24 protein-coding genes are annotated in these 16,447 nt (G+C 37.2%); 2 read left to right on the top strand and 22 right to left on the bottom strand.

Translation table 11 applies throughout. From position 1 onward, the window contains the following. Positions 1-163: 163 nt before the first annotated feature. Genes ACKI2P_RS01385 through ehaA form a run of 22 tightly spaced genes read right to left on the bottom strand, consistent with a single transcriptional unit; the run spans position 164 to position 14,274 of the window. Complete coding sequence (locus ACKI2P_RS01385) at positions 164-799, bottom strand: HPP family protein (protein ID WP_407374461.1); 636 nt, start codon at positions 797-799, stop codon at positions 164-166. A gap of 14 nt (positions 800-813) precedes the next feature. Then, positions 814-1,641, bottom strand: a complete 828-nt coding sequence (locus tag ACKI2P_RS01380; protein ID WP_407374460.1) for a 4Fe-4S binding protein — start codon at positions 1,639-1,641, stop codon at positions 814-816. Positions 1,642-1,679: 38 nt separating this feature from the next. After that, entirely contained in the window at positions 1,680-2,612 is a 933-nt protein-coding gene (locus ACKI2P_RS01375; RefSeq protein ID WP_407374459.1) for a carbohydrate kinase family protein, read from the bottom strand. A gap of 9 nt (positions 2,613-2,621) precedes the next feature. Beyond that, positions 2,622-3,512 (bottom strand): formylmethanofuran--tetrahydromethanopterin N-formyltransferase, encoded by an 891-nt coding sequence (locus ACKI2P_RS01370; protein WP_407374458.1) that lies wholly within the window; start codon positions 3,510-3,512, stop codon positions 2,622-2,624. 13 nt (positions 3,513-3,525) lie between these two features. Continuing rightward, a complete protein-coding gene (locus tag ACKI2P_RS01365) occupies positions 3,526-4,572 on the bottom strand; it encodes a hypothetical protein (RefSeq protein WP_407374457.1) in 1,047 nt (348 codons plus the stop codon). 3 nt (positions 4,573-4,575) lie between these two features. After that, on the bottom strand, positions 4,576-5,943 hold the full coding sequence (locus ACKI2P_RS01360; protein WP_407374456.1) for a 4Fe-4S binding protein: 1,368 nt from the start codon (positions 5,941-5,943) through the stop codon (positions 4,576-4,578). After that, on the bottom strand, positions 5,940-6,968 hold the full coding sequence (locus ACKI2P_RS01355) for a 4Fe-4S binding protein (RefSeq protein ID WP_407374455.1): 1,029 nt from the start codon (positions 6,966-6,968) through the stop codon (positions 5,940-5,942). Before ACKI2P_RS01355 ends, ACKI2P_RS01360 begins: the two co-directional genes overlap by 4 nt. 1 nt (position 6,969) lies before the next feature. Continuing rightward, positions 6,970-8,094 (bottom strand): nickel-dependent hydrogenase large subunit, encoded by a 1,125-nt coding sequence (locus ACKI2P_RS01350; RefSeq protein WP_407374454.1) that lies wholly within the window; start codon positions 8,092-8,094, stop codon positions 6,970-6,972. Next, positions 8,091-8,540, bottom strand: coding sequence for an NADH-quinone oxidoreductase subunit B family protein (locus ACKI2P_RS01345; RefSeq protein WP_407374453.1), 450 nt, complete (start codon positions 8,538-8,540; stop codon positions 8,091-8,093). The genes ACKI2P_RS01350 and ACKI2P_RS01345 overlap by 4 nt, the downstream gene beginning before the upstream one ends. A 40-nt stretch (positions 8,541-8,580) precedes the next feature. Next, a complete protein-coding gene (locus ACKI2P_RS01340; protein ID WP_407374452.1) occupies positions 8,581-8,973 on the bottom strand; it encodes a DUF1959 family protein in 393 nt (130 codons plus the stop codon). A gap of 5 nt (positions 8,974-8,978) precedes the next feature. Beyond that, entirely contained in the window at positions 8,979-9,284 is a 306-nt protein-coding gene (locus ACKI2P_RS01335) for an energy-converting hydrogenase subunit EhaL family protein (protein WP_407374451.1), read from the bottom strand. 8 nt (positions 9,285-9,292) lie between these two features. After that, positions 9,293-9,547: a hypothetical protein gene (locus tag ACKI2P_RS01330; RefSeq protein WP_407374450.1), complete on the bottom strand. Its 255-nt coding sequence runs from the start codon at positions 9,545-9,547 to the stop codon at positions 9,293-9,295. Further along, a complete protein-coding gene (locus ACKI2P_RS01325) occupies positions 9,544-10,416 on the bottom strand; it encodes a respiratory chain complex I subunit 1 family protein (protein ID WP_407374449.1) in 873 nt (290 codons plus the stop codon). The genes ACKI2P_RS01330 and ACKI2P_RS01325 overlap by 4 nt, the downstream gene beginning before the upstream one ends. Before the next feature lie 8 nt (positions 10,417-10,424). Continuing rightward, on the bottom strand, positions 10,425-10,640 hold the full coding sequence (locus ACKI2P_RS01320) for a DUF788 domain-containing protein (RefSeq protein WP_407374448.1): 216 nt from the start codon (positions 10,638-10,640) through the stop codon (positions 10,425-10,427). Positions 10,641-10,647: 7 nt separating this feature from the next. After that, on the bottom strand, positions 10,648-11,319 hold the full coding sequence (locus tag ACKI2P_RS01315; RefSeq protein ID WP_407374462.1) for a hypothetical protein: 672 nt from the start codon (positions 11,317-11,319) through the stop codon (positions 10,648-10,650). A gap of 7 nt (positions 11,320-11,326) precedes the next feature. Then, the gene (locus ACKI2P_RS01310; protein WP_407374447.1) at positions 11,327-12,022 is read right to left on the bottom strand and encodes an EhaG family protein; all 696 of its coding nucleotides are present in this window, start codon (positions 12,020-12,022) and stop codon (positions 11,327-11,329) included. Continuing rightward, positions 12,022-12,615 carry an EhaF family protein gene (locus ACKI2P_RS01305; RefSeq protein ID WP_407374446.1) on the bottom strand — a complete coding sequence of 198 codons (594 nt, stop codon included), beginning with the start codon at positions 12,613-12,615 and terminating at the stop codon, positions 12,022-12,024. Before ACKI2P_RS01305 ends, ACKI2P_RS01310 begins: the two co-directional genes overlap by 1 nt. Further along, positions 12,612-12,872 carry a DUF2107 family protein gene (locus tag ACKI2P_RS01300; protein WP_292744838.1) on the bottom strand — a complete coding sequence of 87 codons (261 nt, stop codon included), beginning with the start codon at positions 12,870-12,872 and terminating at the stop codon, positions 12,612-12,614. The genes ACKI2P_RS01305 and ACKI2P_RS01300 overlap by 4 nt, the downstream gene beginning before the upstream one ends. Then, complete coding sequence (locus ACKI2P_RS01295; RefSeq protein ID WP_407374445.1) at positions 12,865-13,134, bottom strand: DUF2108 domain-containing protein; 270 nt, start codon at positions 13,132-13,134, stop codon at positions 12,865-12,867. Before ACKI2P_RS01295 ends, ACKI2P_RS01300 begins: the two co-directional genes overlap by 8 nt. A gap of 6 nt (positions 13,135-13,140) precedes the next feature. Continuing rightward, positions 13,141-13,389, bottom strand: coding sequence for a DUF2109 family protein (locus ACKI2P_RS01290; RefSeq protein ID WP_407374444.1), 249 nt, complete (start codon positions 13,387-13,389; stop codon positions 13,141-13,143). A gap of 10 nt (positions 13,390-13,399) precedes the next feature. Continuing rightward, a complete protein-coding gene (locus ACKI2P_RS01285) occupies positions 13,400-13,891 on the bottom strand; it encodes a hypothetical protein (RefSeq protein ID WP_407374443.1) in 492 nt (163 codons plus the stop codon). Beyond that, the gene (ehaA, locus tag ACKI2P_RS01280) at positions 13,891-14,274 is read right to left on the bottom strand and encodes an energy-converting NiFe hydrogenase A subunit EhaA (RefSeq protein WP_407374442.1); all 384 of its coding nucleotides are present in this window, start codon (positions 14,272-14,274) and stop codon (positions 13,891-13,893) included. The genes ACKI2P_RS01285 and ehaA overlap by 1 nt, the downstream gene beginning before the upstream one ends. A 112-nt stretch (positions 14,275-14,386) precedes the next feature. On the opposite strand from ehaA, the gene ACKI2P_RS01275 reads away from it, so the two are divergent. Together ACKI2P_RS01275 and ACKI2P_RS01270 are read left to right on the top strand one after the other, a co-directional pair. Then, positions 14,387-15,319 carry an NAD-dependent epimerase/dehydratase family protein gene (locus ACKI2P_RS01275; protein WP_407374441.1) on the top strand — a complete coding sequence of 311 codons (933 nt, stop codon included), beginning with the start codon at positions 14,387-14,389 and terminating at the stop codon, positions 15,317-15,319. Positions 15,320-15,328: 9 nt separating this feature from the next. Continuing rightward, positions 15,329-16,177 carry a CPBP family intramembrane glutamic endopeptidase gene (locus ACKI2P_RS01270; RefSeq protein ID WP_407374440.1) on the top strand — a complete coding sequence of 283 codons (849 nt, stop codon included), beginning with the start codon at positions 15,329-15,331 and terminating at the stop codon, positions 16,175-16,177. Positions 16,178-16,447: the final 270 nt, after the last annotated feature.

Genomic DNA, 16,447 nt, shown 5'->3' with positions numbered 1-16,447 from the left:
CAATATCATCTCTAAAACTATTTTTAACAATTTTTCGAAATGAATTTACAATGTAAAAAAAAAATATACTGTACTTTTTACAGCCAAAAAAGAAAGAAAATAAGACTTTTAAAAGTCTTATTTGTGTAGTTAGCGGAAATCAGGTTTGTTTAAAGTATTTTTATTATTTTCTTGCTTTTCCTACACGGCGCGCAATAACCATTTCTCCAACAGAAATGAGACCTGCAAAGAATTTTTCCAAACCGCCGGTAGCCCAGATAGCTTCACCGAAAGTGGAATCCTTAATATTTGCTTCATATTCTTCAGGAGAGATTTTTTTACCGGTTGTTTTCTTGGATACAATAGCTGATGCCGCCATCAACTCTTCCCAGGTTACGCCCTTAAGCTGGTTTTGCATTGCTTTGTATAATTTTTCTACTTTTATGTCATAAAGTTCAGACAACAGCTCTACAATATCACATGCACGGACCATTCCCACAACCTGCTTGTCATCATTGATTACAGGAACTGTTACGAATTTATTGTTTGCTGTTAAAATTACTGCAATTCTTGCAGGATCATTTTCATGAACAGTGGAAATTTCCTCGTAATCACTCATGATTTCTGAAATCTTTTCATTTCCTTCCCTTAAACCTCTTGTAATGTCAAAAGAAGTAACCCATCCTACTAACTGTTTGTTGTCATTTACAACAGGACAGGTGAAACGTCTGATTTCTTCCATTACTTTTGAAACTTCAATTACTGTATCATCACAGTTCAAATATACAAAATTTTTATCCATTAACTCTTTAGCTCTCATAAACAAACCTCATTTTAATTAATATCTTCTCTTTTCAGTGCCCCCACAGGACAATGACGAGTGCATTCAACACATCTGATACATTTATCATCATCCAGAACAACTTCACCATCTATCAATTCAATTGCGCCGGTCGGACAGTTTTCTTCACATAAATAGCAGTTAACACAAGCATCATGGTTAACAGTTATGTTTCTGCTGTGAACGATAGGTCCAAGGTACCTGTCCAGTTCGATTGCATCGTCCCTTAGAGATATTTCAGCACAGGCTCCACATCCGATGCACATCTTTTCATTGACATATGGATATAATCTGTCTTCTTCCAATCTTATGCCCAAATCAATATTCAAATCTTCAAAGAATTCCTTAAATTCCATTGTGAATGCATTTGTAGGGCACAGATTTGCGCAGTCATCCCAATTGTTATCCTCTGAATAATCAATTGAAATGCTGTTCATTCTAACTACTCTATGAGAACAGCTAACATTGGACAGATTATATTCAATGAAATCGTTCTCACTCTCATTATTATAAATAACTGAATTATCTATTAACTTAATTGCTGAAACTGGGCAAGTCTGAACACAAATTTCGCATTTGACACATTTATCAGTTATTTTTGCAATTCTAAAAATATTAGCTGGTTCGATTGCATTAACTGGACACTCACCCACACAGGTATTACATCTTACACATCTCGGCGCTATAGCTATGATTTCCTCATTTGCGCTGAACTGGTCAAGTTCAAATTGGAAATCATCACCATCATCATCTAAATCAACAGACTTAAGCAAAACTTCACGTTCCAAATCTTTCATCTGTTTTTCAAAAGATACATTCATAATATTACCAACTAATTCTTTTTTAATTTAAAAAATCTTTAAAAGAAATCCTCCAGTTCCTTTAAAGTCGGAAACTTTTCCATTCCAAATCCTTCAATGGATTTGCTGGCAACCCAATTAGCAATTCTGCAAGATTGCTCCAGTTTATATCCTTTTAAATAAGCATATAAAAATCCGCTGTTGAAACTGTCGCCTGCACCTGTTGTATCTACAACTTCTGCTTTGAATGCTTCAACCTGGCATTCTTCGTTTCCGTTGGTTGCATAAACACCTTCGGAACCCTGTTTTACAACAACAGTTTCAATTCCCAAATCTAGGAAATTAACTACTAATTCGTGGATTGGTGCTTCATTATTATTACATAATAATCTTAATTCTGACTCATTTATAAGTAAAATGTTAGTTCTATCCAAAATAGGCTTCAGCTCATCGAATCCTTTTTGAACATATAGCATTCCAGGATCAAAACTCAATACTGTTTCGGGACTTAACTTTTCCAAAAGTTCTATTTGAGCATTGAATGAATCTCCAACAAATGAAGTGTAATGCATGATTTTACAGTTCATGATGTTGAGCAGGTTTATCTCACCCACTTTTATATCATCATTTACTCCAGGGTCAATGTAAAGGCATCTTTCGCCGTTTCCGTCGACAAATCCCAGGCATTTTCCTGTGGAACCTGATTCTGAATAAATCAGATTATTTGTGTATACTCCATTGATGGCAAGATTGTATTCAATCAAATCACCGTCTTCATCTTCAGCTATTTTTCCAATTATTGAAGTATCTAATCCAAGTCTTGCAAGACCAACGACAGTATTTGCTGCAGACCCGCCAGGAGTGTCGGTTTCACCTTTTATGAAACTTTCCTCATCGGCAGATGCAATATTTCCTACGGAGTACAGCTTATCTACGTTCAGTGCTCCAAATCCTATTACTTCCGCATTCAAGTCATTGTCAAATATTTCCATGCTAAAAACCTACTTCAGTATATCTAACAGATTAATATTCTTGTCTCCAAGTTTGCCGTCAAAGTTACCGGCAGATATTTTAACTACTCCATCATATTCCAAAGCGGCATCAATACCTGCTTTAATAGCCTTGTTCATTGATTCCTCATCGATTGCGTTTACGACAATTTCAGGAATGTAATTAACTCCTTCAGGAACTTTGGACTCATCACCCAATGATTCCTTTAGGGAAGGACAGTAAACATGATTTGTGGTAGGTCCGATTTCGGGGAAATTTGTTTCGGGTTTTGATGCTGCAGAACACACGTCAAATGGTGCTGTTGCACCTTCAACTGCCATTATGGCATCGATGACAGCGTCTCCCGCTTCGATAACTGCTTCAGGAGTTTCGCATAAATACCAGAAGTTTCCTCCCATTATTCCATCATTTATTTTGAATTTTTCCTCAATCTGGAAGTCCGGAACTGCAATCGGAACGTTTATCATTTTTCTTCCGTATTCTTCAACTATCCATTCATATCCGTCTCCGCAGTGGCCGACAATGTCCATCATTTCAATATACTCTTCACTGTCAGAGTCTGAATAGTCGAATATGCGAGTGAACGGTTTTACTAAAACATCCTGGCGAAGCCTGTATGAAAGTTCAAATGCGAATTTTTCAACATCATCGCTGCCTAACCAGTATTGCACCACTGCACCGAATCTTCCGTCTGGAGTTTGGGACTCGTCCAGAAATCCTTCAACGCCCCCTTCAACCCTGCCGATTACGGCACTTGGAGTTGAAGTTGAATCATATGCAGCCCTTTTTACAATTTTTTCTGTAGGCCCTGTGATTAAAGCTCTCACATATTTGCCTTCAAATGCTTCGAAAAATGTATCGTCTACCTTCTCATAACTCATTATATTACCTTCTTTAACCTAAACCACCGATATCCTGACCTCTTATGTTATTTCTCATGTCTTTACTGACTTTCAGGATATCTTCAAAATTATCATCATCTATAATCTTAATAATCGGATAATTTTCATTTTCAAATACTTCAAAGAATCTGTCTTTGATATCTTTTTCCACATCATATTTTCCAAATAACTCTTGACAGTCATCTGAACTGTTATACTCATCAATAAATTCCAAAACCGTATCCTTATCATGAACTGCGTAAATATTTGCAAGAACTGTTGTTGTTACTGCACTTGGAGATACAATAGCAATTTCCGCTACTCTCAAAGGATATTCATTTCCATTGAATGAAATGCTGATTCCGTTGTTTTTGCGAGCAAAAGCCAAAGGTTCGACATCAGTTATGCTGTCACCGATGTAGAGCATATTTCCTGTGTCTATGTCATCCCTTTCAATTATCTTATTGATTGCAAGCTTTTTGCCTTCACCGCCGACGACATCCACATCCCTGATTTTTTCATAGATTCCCATTTCTGAAATCTGAGAATAGAAAATGTCGTCAAACAGTTCATAGTCTTGCGGATTGGCCAGAATCAGTTCCTTGAATTCACCAATTTTTTTGATTTCTTCATCATTCAGATTCATGGAATCTATATCAACATCGGTGTAAAATGTATTTTCAAATGGAACTTCCATATAATCTGAAACTGCTTCGATATATTGACCGTAACTTGTACTGACTATATAAATATTCATAGCTTCCTTCAAGTAACTTAAAAGAAATTTTGAATCCTCTACGGCATAAATATTGTTTCTTGAAAAATCAACCATGTCACGGTTTTTCAGATTTTCGCAAACAAAAAAAGGCAGAATAAACTTTAAAGTGTTTCCTACCTTATAATTTTCCTTTTTGACAACATCAGCCAAATAGTCATCATATAAACTAAGAATCTTAAATAGCTCTCCACCATTTTCTATGAATTTGGCCGCCATTTCAAAGGCATTGTCGTTTAAAGTTAGAGGACCTTCGCAGTCCGTAATGAATGACTTTTCAAACATGATTCACCTAAAGTTAACAATTCTTATGGCATCCAGAGGACAAATTGCCTCACATTCCCTACAGTAAATACATTTTTCACTGTCAAAGTCTATTTTATCATCATTTAAGGCCAATGCATCGACAGGGCAGTTTTTAACACAAATCGCACAAGCCTGACATTTCTCATGGGAGAGAGTAAACTCACCCCGTCTCTGATAGTGCAAATAGGACCTTGCATAATACAGGTCAGTATCTCTACTGTAGAAATAATCATCATAAGCACCGATTGCATCGAATTTACACTGTTCCACACATTTACCGCAGAAAACACAATTATCATTGATTGTTATCGGATTCGGCCCGTTCAACTTGATTGCACCGACAGGACATACGTTGAAACAGTCACCGCATGCAATACACTTATTTTCATAAACTTCAATGTTACGGTCCATCAGGTATGATCCGACCAGCTTTGTGAATTTGGAAACCTCAATGTGTGTGTCCAGACTGATTTTAAGCTCCCTTTCCATCATGTCATTTACCTTGCATTCAATGAAGTTTTCAAAGTTCTGGTCATTGAATTCCAGGGCGATGGATTTTCCTACCTTTTCCAAAACCTTGTTGAGACTGATTAAATCAAGGGAGAGCCTTTTCATGTTATGGTCAATGATTTCTGAAACAATGTCGAAAGATTTTATCTCACTGTACATCTTGTACGCCTTTTTACGTGAGGAATATCTGATTGCACCTGAAGGACATGAATGCATGCACTCTTCACATCTGGCACAGTATCCCGGATTGATATAAGGCAGCTTATTTGTTCTTGCAACATTGATTGCACCCATTGACGGACATACTCTTGTACATGTCATACAGCCAATACAGTTTTTCTGGTTAACGACAATTGCCTTTCCTCCCTTAACAGTTTTAGGAAGCAACTGACCGTATTTTATTGCGTCTGTCGGACAAACTCTGAAACAGAATCCGCATCTGACACAGGTATCCTTGTCAATTTCACTGTGAGGGATTTCACTCCCGTCAGAAACTATATGAATGGAACCGTTTTTACATGCCTGAACACATGCCCCGCATGCTTTACATAATTTAGTATTGATATTGGGAACATTTTCCTTTTTAGGTTCATCCATATGAACCTCCAAGGATATGGCATCATACGGGCAAGCATTACGACACAATACACATCCAAAGCAGGTATTTCTTATTTTTATAAGACCTTCATCCTCATCCATGTAAACCGCATCGATTGGACATGAGTCAAGACAAGGCTTATCACTGCATTTTGCACATTTGGTCTGGTCAACCAGATAATCGACATCAACATGCCTCAATGGTCTTGGTGTTTTAGTAAAACTGTCAATCATAACACTCACTCCATAAATATATCCTCATTTAGATTAGATGCCTTGACTGTAGCATGAATAATCTTGTCATCTTCCATTGAAAACTTGGCGATGAAATATTTAATTACTGAAAACGGACATGTCTGATAACAGATACTGCAACGCAAACATCTGTCTTTATCCCGTACAATAGTGTCATTTTCCTCATCAAATGAAATGCAGTTTGTCGGACAATCAGGAATGCATAACTGGCATTTTTCACATTTTGATTTGTCCCAATCAATAATTCTTATTTTGAGCCTGTTTACGGCATTAGTCATAATTTCAAGAGCAATTTCATTATCAGGAATTATTTTCAATGCCTCATCCCATATCTCAGAAACAGGAACCTCATACTGCAGGAGTCCGTCTTTTTCTAAAGATCTCAAGTCCTCTTCCTTATTGTTAATGTAATCCTCAAGGTAATTGACACATAAAAGTATCAGATTCTTCTGGTCCTGCAGGTTGTCAACAAATACTGCCTTCATTGCACCATTTACAGGACATACATCAAGACATTCACCGCAGGAAATGCAGTTGAGCTGGTCCACAAACAGCTTGTCATTTACAAGACTTATTGCCTCGACAGGACATTTTTTCATACATTTTTTACATTTAATACATAGATAATCGTCAACGATGTATTGCCTTTTTGACGGAATGATATTGAATTCCGGCAAAATCTCATGATTAACACCGCATTCCAAGGTTTTAGGATCAGTCGGGCAAACTTCAGCACAGAACCCGCAACGTATACATGCACCTTTTTTAATGACAGGATAAGTCAACCCTTCCCCTTCTTCTGAATCCTCATCACGAACCAGTTTGATTGCATTCGGTGAAGGACAGGAAACTGTACATGCTCCGCAACCTATACAATACTCTTTATTGACCTTTGGGAAATCTCTAAAACGTTCCGGCTTTTCAGAAATGTCTGGCAGGTTGTGCGCATTGGCAAATGCATCTGTCCATGCCTTTCGTGCAAATTCATATACGTACCACATTAGAGATGACATTTTATTTCACCTCATAAAAGTCTTTAATTGCGGTTTTTCCGGCTTCATCTGTAATTGCCACCCTTTCTGCACATGCTACACAAGGGTCACATGACGCATAGGTAGATACCGCATCCGCAACGGTCGGAACATCACGTATCATGTATTTTGCACATGAATCCATATTCGCAATACTTGGAGTTCTGATGGAAATGTTTTTAATCAGATTTCCATTGGTTTCAATCATGTAAGTTACTTCGCCACGAGGAGCCTCATTTTGACGCATAGCATAACCTGATTTGATATTTGCAGGAGTACGAACTTCACCTTTAGGTATATTTTCTATAGCTTGTCTAATAATTTTGATTGATTCAGGTATTTCATCAAATCTGGTCATTGTTCTTGCGTAATTGTCTCCTTCATGCCTTACAATTACATTAAAGTCAAAGTAATCATCATAAGTATAGTGACCTACACGGAAATCTTCAGTGATTCCTGAAGCTCTTCCAATAGGACCGACAGCCCTTCCTTTTATTGCCTCTTTTTTGGACATGTATCCAATGCCTTTGCATCTCAGGGCAAGAGCCGGACCTTCAGCAAAGAGATTACGGGTTATCTCAAATGTCTCTTCAATCTTTTCAAGATTTTTTAGAATAGGTTCAAAGTGGCGCTCATCAGCATCCATTCTCACTCCGCCAACAACATTCCAACCCATATTTACCCTATTTCCGGTCAGCAGTTCAATGGAATCCATTGCATATTCCCTGAGCTCCAAAACATGCATGAACAGGGTTTCATGGTCCATTGATTTGAAAAATGTTGAATTTGCAAGTAAGTGACTTTGAATTCTGTCCAGTTCATTTGCAATAACTCTTAAAAATTGAGCTCTGACAGGCACGTCAACATCTGAAATCTGCTCAATAGTCTCTGCAAATGTTTGTGTGTGTTCATAGGAACATATTCCACAAACCCTTTCAGAAAGATAAATTCCCTTTTGCCAGGTTTTACCTTCAATTATCTTTTCGATTCCCCTGTGAACATAACCGAATTCAATTTCGGCTTTAACTACTCTTTCACCTTCAGTTTGCAGTTTCAATCTGATAGGTTCCTTTAAAGCAGGATGAATCGGACCAATAGGCACTATCATTGTTGCTCCCTCCCACGATCAGCAATAGCTTGCGGTCCAACGGCCAAAATAGCTTCCAATATCTCATTTGGCCTAGGAGGACATCCCGGAATTTCTGCCGCTACCGGAATGAAATTTGAGGCAGGGGCATTGACACGGCCTCCTTCCTGTGCAAATACATCACCGGATATAGGACAGTTCCCGACAGCCACGGCTATTTTCGGTTCAGGAGCTTTATCATAAATTCTTTTTAAGTTATCTTTCCATTGTTCGGTTACAGCACCGGTCAACAACAGAACATCAGCTTCACGAGGATTATTGTGAACATAAATACCGAATTGCTCCAAATCATATCTTGGAGACAATAATGCGACACATTCAACGTCACATCCGTTACATCCTCCGCAATTGACTATGCAGACATGAATTGAGCTTTTCCTCACAACATCCCTTATAGCATTTAACATTGTACTCCCTCTTTTATTTTATAATTAAATATAAACATGATCAGTAAATCGCTTCTTTTTTTAATAATTCAAATAATTCTAACTGGCCTTCCTTCAAGGCGTCTTCATAGGATTTTCCGTTTTTAACTTCTTTAACCAGTTTCATCTTAAGATTTTTGGCATCCTCCGGAGTTATCACTTCCAAAGTACCGCTGAACCAGCATAACCTCAAATCAGCATTGAATTTCTGATATAGGCAAATGTCTTCTGCAGATTTGAATGTTCCATGCATCGCCTCAAGAGAAGACATGTCAAATAAACTGAAAAATACCTCTTCCAATTCTTCAACAGTACAATCAAAATCTTTGGAAAGTGGAACTATTACATCTCTCTGCCATGCATAGCTTTTAACGATTCTTGTTTGCATCAATCTTAATTTAGCATCATCATCCATTCCAATCACATCATACCGTTTACTTTTAAAATGTATACAATTATCGCAATAATCAAACCGATGGCAGTTTCTTTTCTACCGTATCCCGGCCTTTCACCCATTACGAATCCTGCAAGGAGAAAACCTATTGCAGATAATATAATATTGCCTGAACAAAATCCTAAAACCCAACCTACAATTGAAACAATAGTAAATGGGATATTCAAAGCAGTCACTGCCACAAACGGTTCGCCATGTTGCTTGTAACTGTAAAGCAAACCAAGAATTGATCCGGCTGCAAATGTGAGTATATAAATCATATAATCTAACATAATATCTCCTACATCGGTTTATAAAGCAATATGAATGAGCAAATTATTGCTATGAATGTTATAATAAAACATAATTTCTCTATACTTTCTATCTTGTGTGCAAAATTGCCTTTGGCGAGCAATACGAATGCTGCAAGGACAATTCCAATAACCACTATCGGAGCAAGGACTGTGGAGTGCAGGAATGTTGCCAGAAGTCCTACAACAATTATGCCGACAGCGACCAAAGCTGTGAAATATACTATTACATCCTCGCTGTTCATGCTACCACTCCTGTAAATATCATAAGTACTGTTCCGAAGAAGCATATTGCTCCTATGGTAATCTGAGTCATGACTGAATGGTTTGGACTGAATATCGGAGTTGCCGCATTGATAAATCCTGTTATGAATGTGATTGCAATCATTCCGATAAGATATCCGACGGCATTCAATGGACCGAAGAATATTGTCAGAAATACCCAAAGCATAACATACCATGCAATTGACTCTGAAAAGTGCATGAATCCCCTTAAGAGTCCGAAATGCTCGGTTTCAAATCCGGAGATTAAAACCTTATCCTTTGTAATTGCAAATGGAGAGTATGGGGATTTTGTAATAATCAGCATGAAAAACATCAATGCCGCAAGCGGAATTGTGAATATCAAAGGCCCATGTACTGACTGGTAAGTGATAATTTCTCCAATGTTCATTGTGCCGGTTACCAGATAGACAAATACGATAGCCGCAAACAGAGGAAGCTCTGTTGCCGCTGAAAGAACAGCCCTTACACAGCTCAATTTACCGTATGGGGAACCTGAACTTGAACCGGAGTTGTGCTCAACAATCTTGTAGACCGCATAGACACCGAACAGTATCAATAGAGAATCATGAGCTACAGGACCTGCAATTACACCGACAATCCAAATTAAAGCCAATATGAATGTAATTCCAATATAAAATACTTTTGAAACTGTCTTTGGAAATGCAGTTTCCTTAAAGAAGAATTTTAAGGAATGTATCAGATGCTGTACGATAGGTGGTCCAGGACGTTTTTGAACACGCGCCATCACTTTTCTGTGCAAACCTAAAAGCAGGCTTCCTGCCAGGAATGCAATAATAACTTGAATTAAAATTTCTGCCATCAAATTCATAATACCACCTAATACCCGGTAAACGGTTCTTTAATCCTTTCTTCCGCATCTTCAGGTTTTGGTTTGGCCATAGTCAGCAAACCTAAAGAAAGCACCCAGGTTGGAATTCCGAAGATAGCTACAGCGTAAACAATCCATACATCAAAGTCTATAACCAAACAGGCCAGAATGGCAACTGTTGATAAGACCAGTAATATAATTGATATGCTTTTTTGACTAACCATACTATCACTACCACAATACCAATAACAATATTTCAACAGCTCTTACAATAATAAATAATGAACTTAAGTGAATGATTACGATAAATGGAGAACCTGCTGTCCTAAACATTTCTGCCTTACTTGCAAAGAACGGTGCAACTCCACTTTCACCCAAGATACCGATCAACATCAGTACCGCACCAAACACTACCATCGGACTGGCAGGCATCTGGGATAAGACAGCCAGGGACAATGTTCCTGTAGCGGCAAGAATTATTGCTGCTCCTCCAAACAACGGCAAACTGCACATCATGGCAATCAGCCCATAGTTGAATGCTGAGTTAAGAACACTGGTCTGCTTAACTGCTGATACAATACCGATGTTTAAAATACCAACCAACGCCATGAACAATGTGAAATTGAACAAATCTCCGGTTATCATGGCACCAGCTGATGCTAAACCACAAATAATTGATAAAAATCTTCTTTGTCTGAATTCTTTTGGACCAACTTTAACTTCAGTATTATTTAAATAATGCATTGTAGCCTCAATCTGTGTTTCAGGTTTACTTAAAGCAATCAGAAGGGTAAACCCAAGCAACACCGCAAAGAGGAACAGGTTAAACGGTGTGATATACAATACAATGTCTCCAAGTGGAATTGTTCCAAGCAAATCTCCGCCAAGTGTATAGAAATCCATCATATCACTACTCCTTATCAATGTCCTCTCTCATAAGCAGTCCAATCAAACCAACTTTTGAAGCTACTTTTAATAATAGTCCACATGCTGCCAAGAATAAACTTAATAACCAATATTGAGGTGCAACGAAGAACAGAAGGAAACCTATTATCCATAAACACCATGCAATACCAGAAACGCCTGCAATACCGTCAAGCATCAATACAGGAAGTCCTCTTGCTTTTTTGGATAATGCGTACAATACGATTCCACCACCGGCAACTGCTCCTCCAGTGAAACCTGTAAGGAAAATACCATATCCGATTAATACAAGTGCAATGAAATTCGGAGCAGTATTCAGTATTTCCATGTTCAGTGCAAAAGGTTGTGGGAACAGTGAAGAAGAGGTCTTGAGATTTCTTCTTGGATTCTGTTCGATTTTACGCATTTCCCTTGTAAGTAAAATTTCTGAAATAGCCAAAGTTTCCGCAAGTTCAACAACCAAACCAGGCAAAATCAATGCCTCAGCAAGGTCTGTTCCGACTGCAGACACTACAAATATCATGGCAAGGCCGACCAAATCTGTCAGGATCAGAATATGAATCTCTTCTCTTTTGAGGGCAATTGCCATTGTAGCGATAAATCCAACTATTAAACCTGCATAAATCGCAGGCAGATACATTGAAATGAATGCTTCAGGAACATATGGAGGTATGAATACCATCAGTTATCCCTCCTCAGTTGTCTTGATCTTGCCTTTGCGTCATTTGCATTAACTTCTCTGGCCACATTTGATGATTCTCTGATAGCTTTTTTAACGTCATCCTTGATTTCCTTTTCATCATTCTTGCGGTTCATGGTATAGTTTATGGATAACCATGAAGCAATGATAAAGGACATCATCAATATGCTGGATTCCAAAATTGTATCGAATCCTCTTGTATAATATAAAATCTCATCAATCAGCCCACCAGGTGATGAATAGATTGATGTACCGAAGTAAGGAGAAATTGCAGAGATAAACTGCGCCAGCGGTGACATGTAACCTGTTATCATTCCCAAACTAGCTGCATTGTCAGGATACTGCGGATTAATAATTCCTGCCTGAGTCAAAACTTGTCCACCTCTGTCATATGGGGCGATAGGCAAACCTTCATCTATTTGCTCTTGCGGAGCGGGTCTAACGTATAATTGATCTGGATTCAGTGCCATAGGCACAATCAGGCCTATGATTAAAATTACTCCTAAACAAAACGCAAACAGACGAGGAACATTTCTAGGTTCGGCAAGTTTATTCCATAAATCTCCAATCCTCATACATCTGCCCCCATTTCTTCCAAACGAATAATAGCTCTAAATAAAATTAAACTGATTACAACAGTAGTTGCAAGCAAAGTCAATAAGGCCAGAACATGATTATAACACAATAAGACTAAACAGACACCAATTGATGCCACTTCAGTATTGAATGTTCTGACGATAGGGTCATTTACACCCGGACCCCATGCTGTAGCAATACTTCCTACAATAGCTAGAAATATACCAAAGTAAAAGAATAAAGGTACGCTAATCATTTATCTCACCACTTTCTAGCTTTTTCTTTCTGATTTCATTAATTTTCACGATAGCCAGTATGAAAACTAAAGTAGACAACGGATCTGCTAAAGCTGCAAACATGGCCACGTCCAAATATTTAAATAAAACAACAACTAAAACGAATCCTGCATTCAGTATTGTAAACATTATGACCTTGTCCAAAGGCTTTTTGAGAAATATGATACCGAATGCACCGATTACCATTAAAGCAATTGCAATTATTGATACGAAAAATTCCATTCTGCATCACTCCAATAGTATCTCATCATCAAGTTTGTTTAAAGTATAAGCAATCGCATTCGCACTTACTGTGGAACAAATAAAGAATGCTGCTGCAACTATAAGAGCGAACGGCGTATTAATCACTAACGCTATAATGGCTGATACTCCGAATCCTATTACATTCACGTACAATAGTTTTTCAGCCCTATTTCGAGTTATCAAAGCTCTTATTGCAACAAATATGATTATAACTCCAATTATTTCAACATACATATTACCACTCTCAAGCATGCCTATTGAATTTTTCAGCTATTTTTCCCAACAGTACTGATGCCCTTTTATGGTCAATGCCCTGAATTGTCAGTATTGCAATTACCATACCTACAATGAACATTTCAGGAGTTAAACCAACGAAAGAACAGATGAATATAATCACTGTAGCTGTCAGACAACCGGTTGTTCCCGCATAACCCGGATCGGCGCATAATCTGTTTCCGATAAATACGAAAAATGCGGCCAATATTCCGCCGGGAATTCCTAAAAGCAAATATCCAATAGAAGCCATTAATGTACCGGCAGATGCATCAGGAGAACATACGATGTTTCCCTGGAAAAATCCACCAGCAATATCTCCCCCTTTCTTTTCAACAGTTTCGCCAATTATCCTGGCTCCTTTCACGCCAGGTTGCTCGGGAAGTCCGAAATATGTATCAACAATTACAAAATTCAACCAGCAAAGGATTGCTGCAATTATAATACCAATAATTTCATTCATCAAATATCCTCCCTCTCATCTCCATTCAAAGGCTTTGGAAATACAAAATCAAACAAGTATTTCACAAACAATGCAGACAGAACGCCTATAATAACCGCCAATATCAATCCGTTATACATAAATGTGTAATTCAAAACTAAAAAAATAGAAAAAATACCGATAGCTATTATTGGAGTCGGATATATAGCACTAACATCAAAAGAATACCTGTATGGTTTGCTTGGAAGTAATGGAATTCTTAAAATCAATGCAACTACAATTGATACAATAATAGTCACAATATAATCTAATAAAATATCATAAGGCCCTAATGCAACATTTGCAAGCCCGTAAGCATTACTGTAAGAAGCAAAAAATAAGGTATTAAACACCAAATCAAACATATTATTAGACTCCTCTTAAATAATAAATATATAGTATAAAAATATATAAATGTTGTCACTTAAAAATATTTAATAATTGCTTAACAAATTTAAAAATAAATATTGATGGCTTATGAAGAATAAAAATATTTTAATTACAGGTGGACTCGGTTTTATTGGTTCTCACATCACCAATTCACTAATCGATGACAATAACATCACAATCATCGATAATATGTCTACTGGAAACCTCAATAACTTAAAAAATCCATCTCATGAAAATTTGACATTGGTTAAGGAAGACATACGTAATACAGATTTGTTCGAATTAACTTCAGACATTGATTACATATTTCATTTGGCAGCAATGGCCAGCGTTCCTTTAAGCATCAATGAACCGGTCGAATGCAATGACATCAATCTCAATGCGACCGTGAACCTCCTGAAAGCTGCCGTTGAAAGCAATGTTGAAAAAATAGTATTCTCATCTTCATCAGCAGTTTACGGTTCAAACAATAACATGCCATTGAAAGAAACAGAACCCCTAATGCCAAAATCACCATATGCGGCATCAAAAGCCGGCTGTGAATTATATTTAAAATCATTCCATGACAGTTACGGCCTGAATTATGTGGCTTTGAGATACTTCAATGTATTCGGACCCGGACAGGATAAAAATTCACAATATGCAGCCGTAATCCCCAATTTCATCAGCGCACTTCTGGAAGGAGTGCAGCCTGAAATTTATGGTGACGGCCAGCAGACAAGGGATTTTGTTTATGTGGATGATGTCGTAAAGGCAAATATACATTCCGCAACATCAGATTATAACGGAATAATCAATGTGGCATCCGGTGAAAAGTTAAGCATAAATCAGTTATATGAAATTGTTAAAAAAACTCTTGAAAGCAATGTAGAACCGAAATATCTGCCAGAACGTCAAGGAGACATCAAGCATTCCCTTGCTGATGTTGGAAATCTTGAAAAAATTAATTTAAAAATCGATTCCAGTAATTTTGAATCACAACTAGTAGAGACAATCAATTGGTTTAAAACAATTTTGTAGGATGTAAAAATGGATTTCAGCGTAAATGAATTTAATGTCAGACTCAGAACCATTAGAATCTGGGAATTGGCAATAGGGCTTGTTATAGCGTTTATCATAACCTCAGTTTTAGCAGCAGCCTTCCCAGTAATATCTGAAGATGACAACCTATTTTTTATTGTTTTACTGTCATGCGTACTGGTATTCTTTATAATTGCATTAATGAAAACATCAGGCATTAAAGATAATATCTCAAACGTGTTCGATGTAAAAATCAGAAATGAAATCCTGTACATTTTTGCCCTGAATTTGCTCTTTGCATTCCTGTTTCCATGCATCATTTCAGGATTTGACTATTTATACGGTGCTTTGGATCCTAACTGGATAACAGGCATCGACATCGATACAGTGGAGCTTACAGCAGATTCACTGATTTTAGAATGCATAGCCTCAATAATTTTTGCACCTTTGATAGAGGAACTGGTTTTTAGAGGAGTGCTGTTCAACAGGCTAAAAATAAGAACAGGAATGATTCCCGCAATGCTCATCACATCATTCATTTTTGCATTAGGTCATGACTTTGGAGGAATAACAAGCGCATTTCTGTTTGGAATATGCATGTGCATACTGTATATGAAAACAGACAACATTCTCGTTACCATAAGCGTTCACTTTACGAACAATCTGGTTGCTACAATTTTAGCGTTAAGTCAAATCGACATAATAACTGCTCAAATGCCGTGGCTGATTCCGACAACAATCATAGCGATAATAGCAACAGTATTTCTACTGAAATATATATTAAATGAAATAAATGAGTTAAAAAAGAGTTTTAACATAATGTGCAAGAATTCTCCGGCTTCTTTAAGCCGGAGATGAATTGCACTTTTATGTACGCGAAATTATTTTTTTGGGTTAATTATTTTTTAAATATTACTTATCAAATGCTCTTGGAAAAACTGCATGTATTAAATATGATATATAATTGTGTATAAAGAAAAACAGTTTTTATGAGTTCGTCCAATAATTAAATTTTTTGATTGGATTTTAATTAAAGGATTGTGCTTTGATTATAGGATTAGTGGGATTTCGGGAGTTATTTTACACTTGAAATTTCACTTCATTACTTTTTTTAGATAATTTTGAATA

Source organism: Methanobrevibacter sp., from assembly GCF_045541095.1.
GTDB lineage: Archaea > Methanobacteriota > Methanobacteria > Methanobacteriales > Methanobacteriaceae > Methanocatella.
Note: the sequence above shows the minus strand (reverse complement) of the source record. Positions and strands in the feature narration are given on the sequence as shown.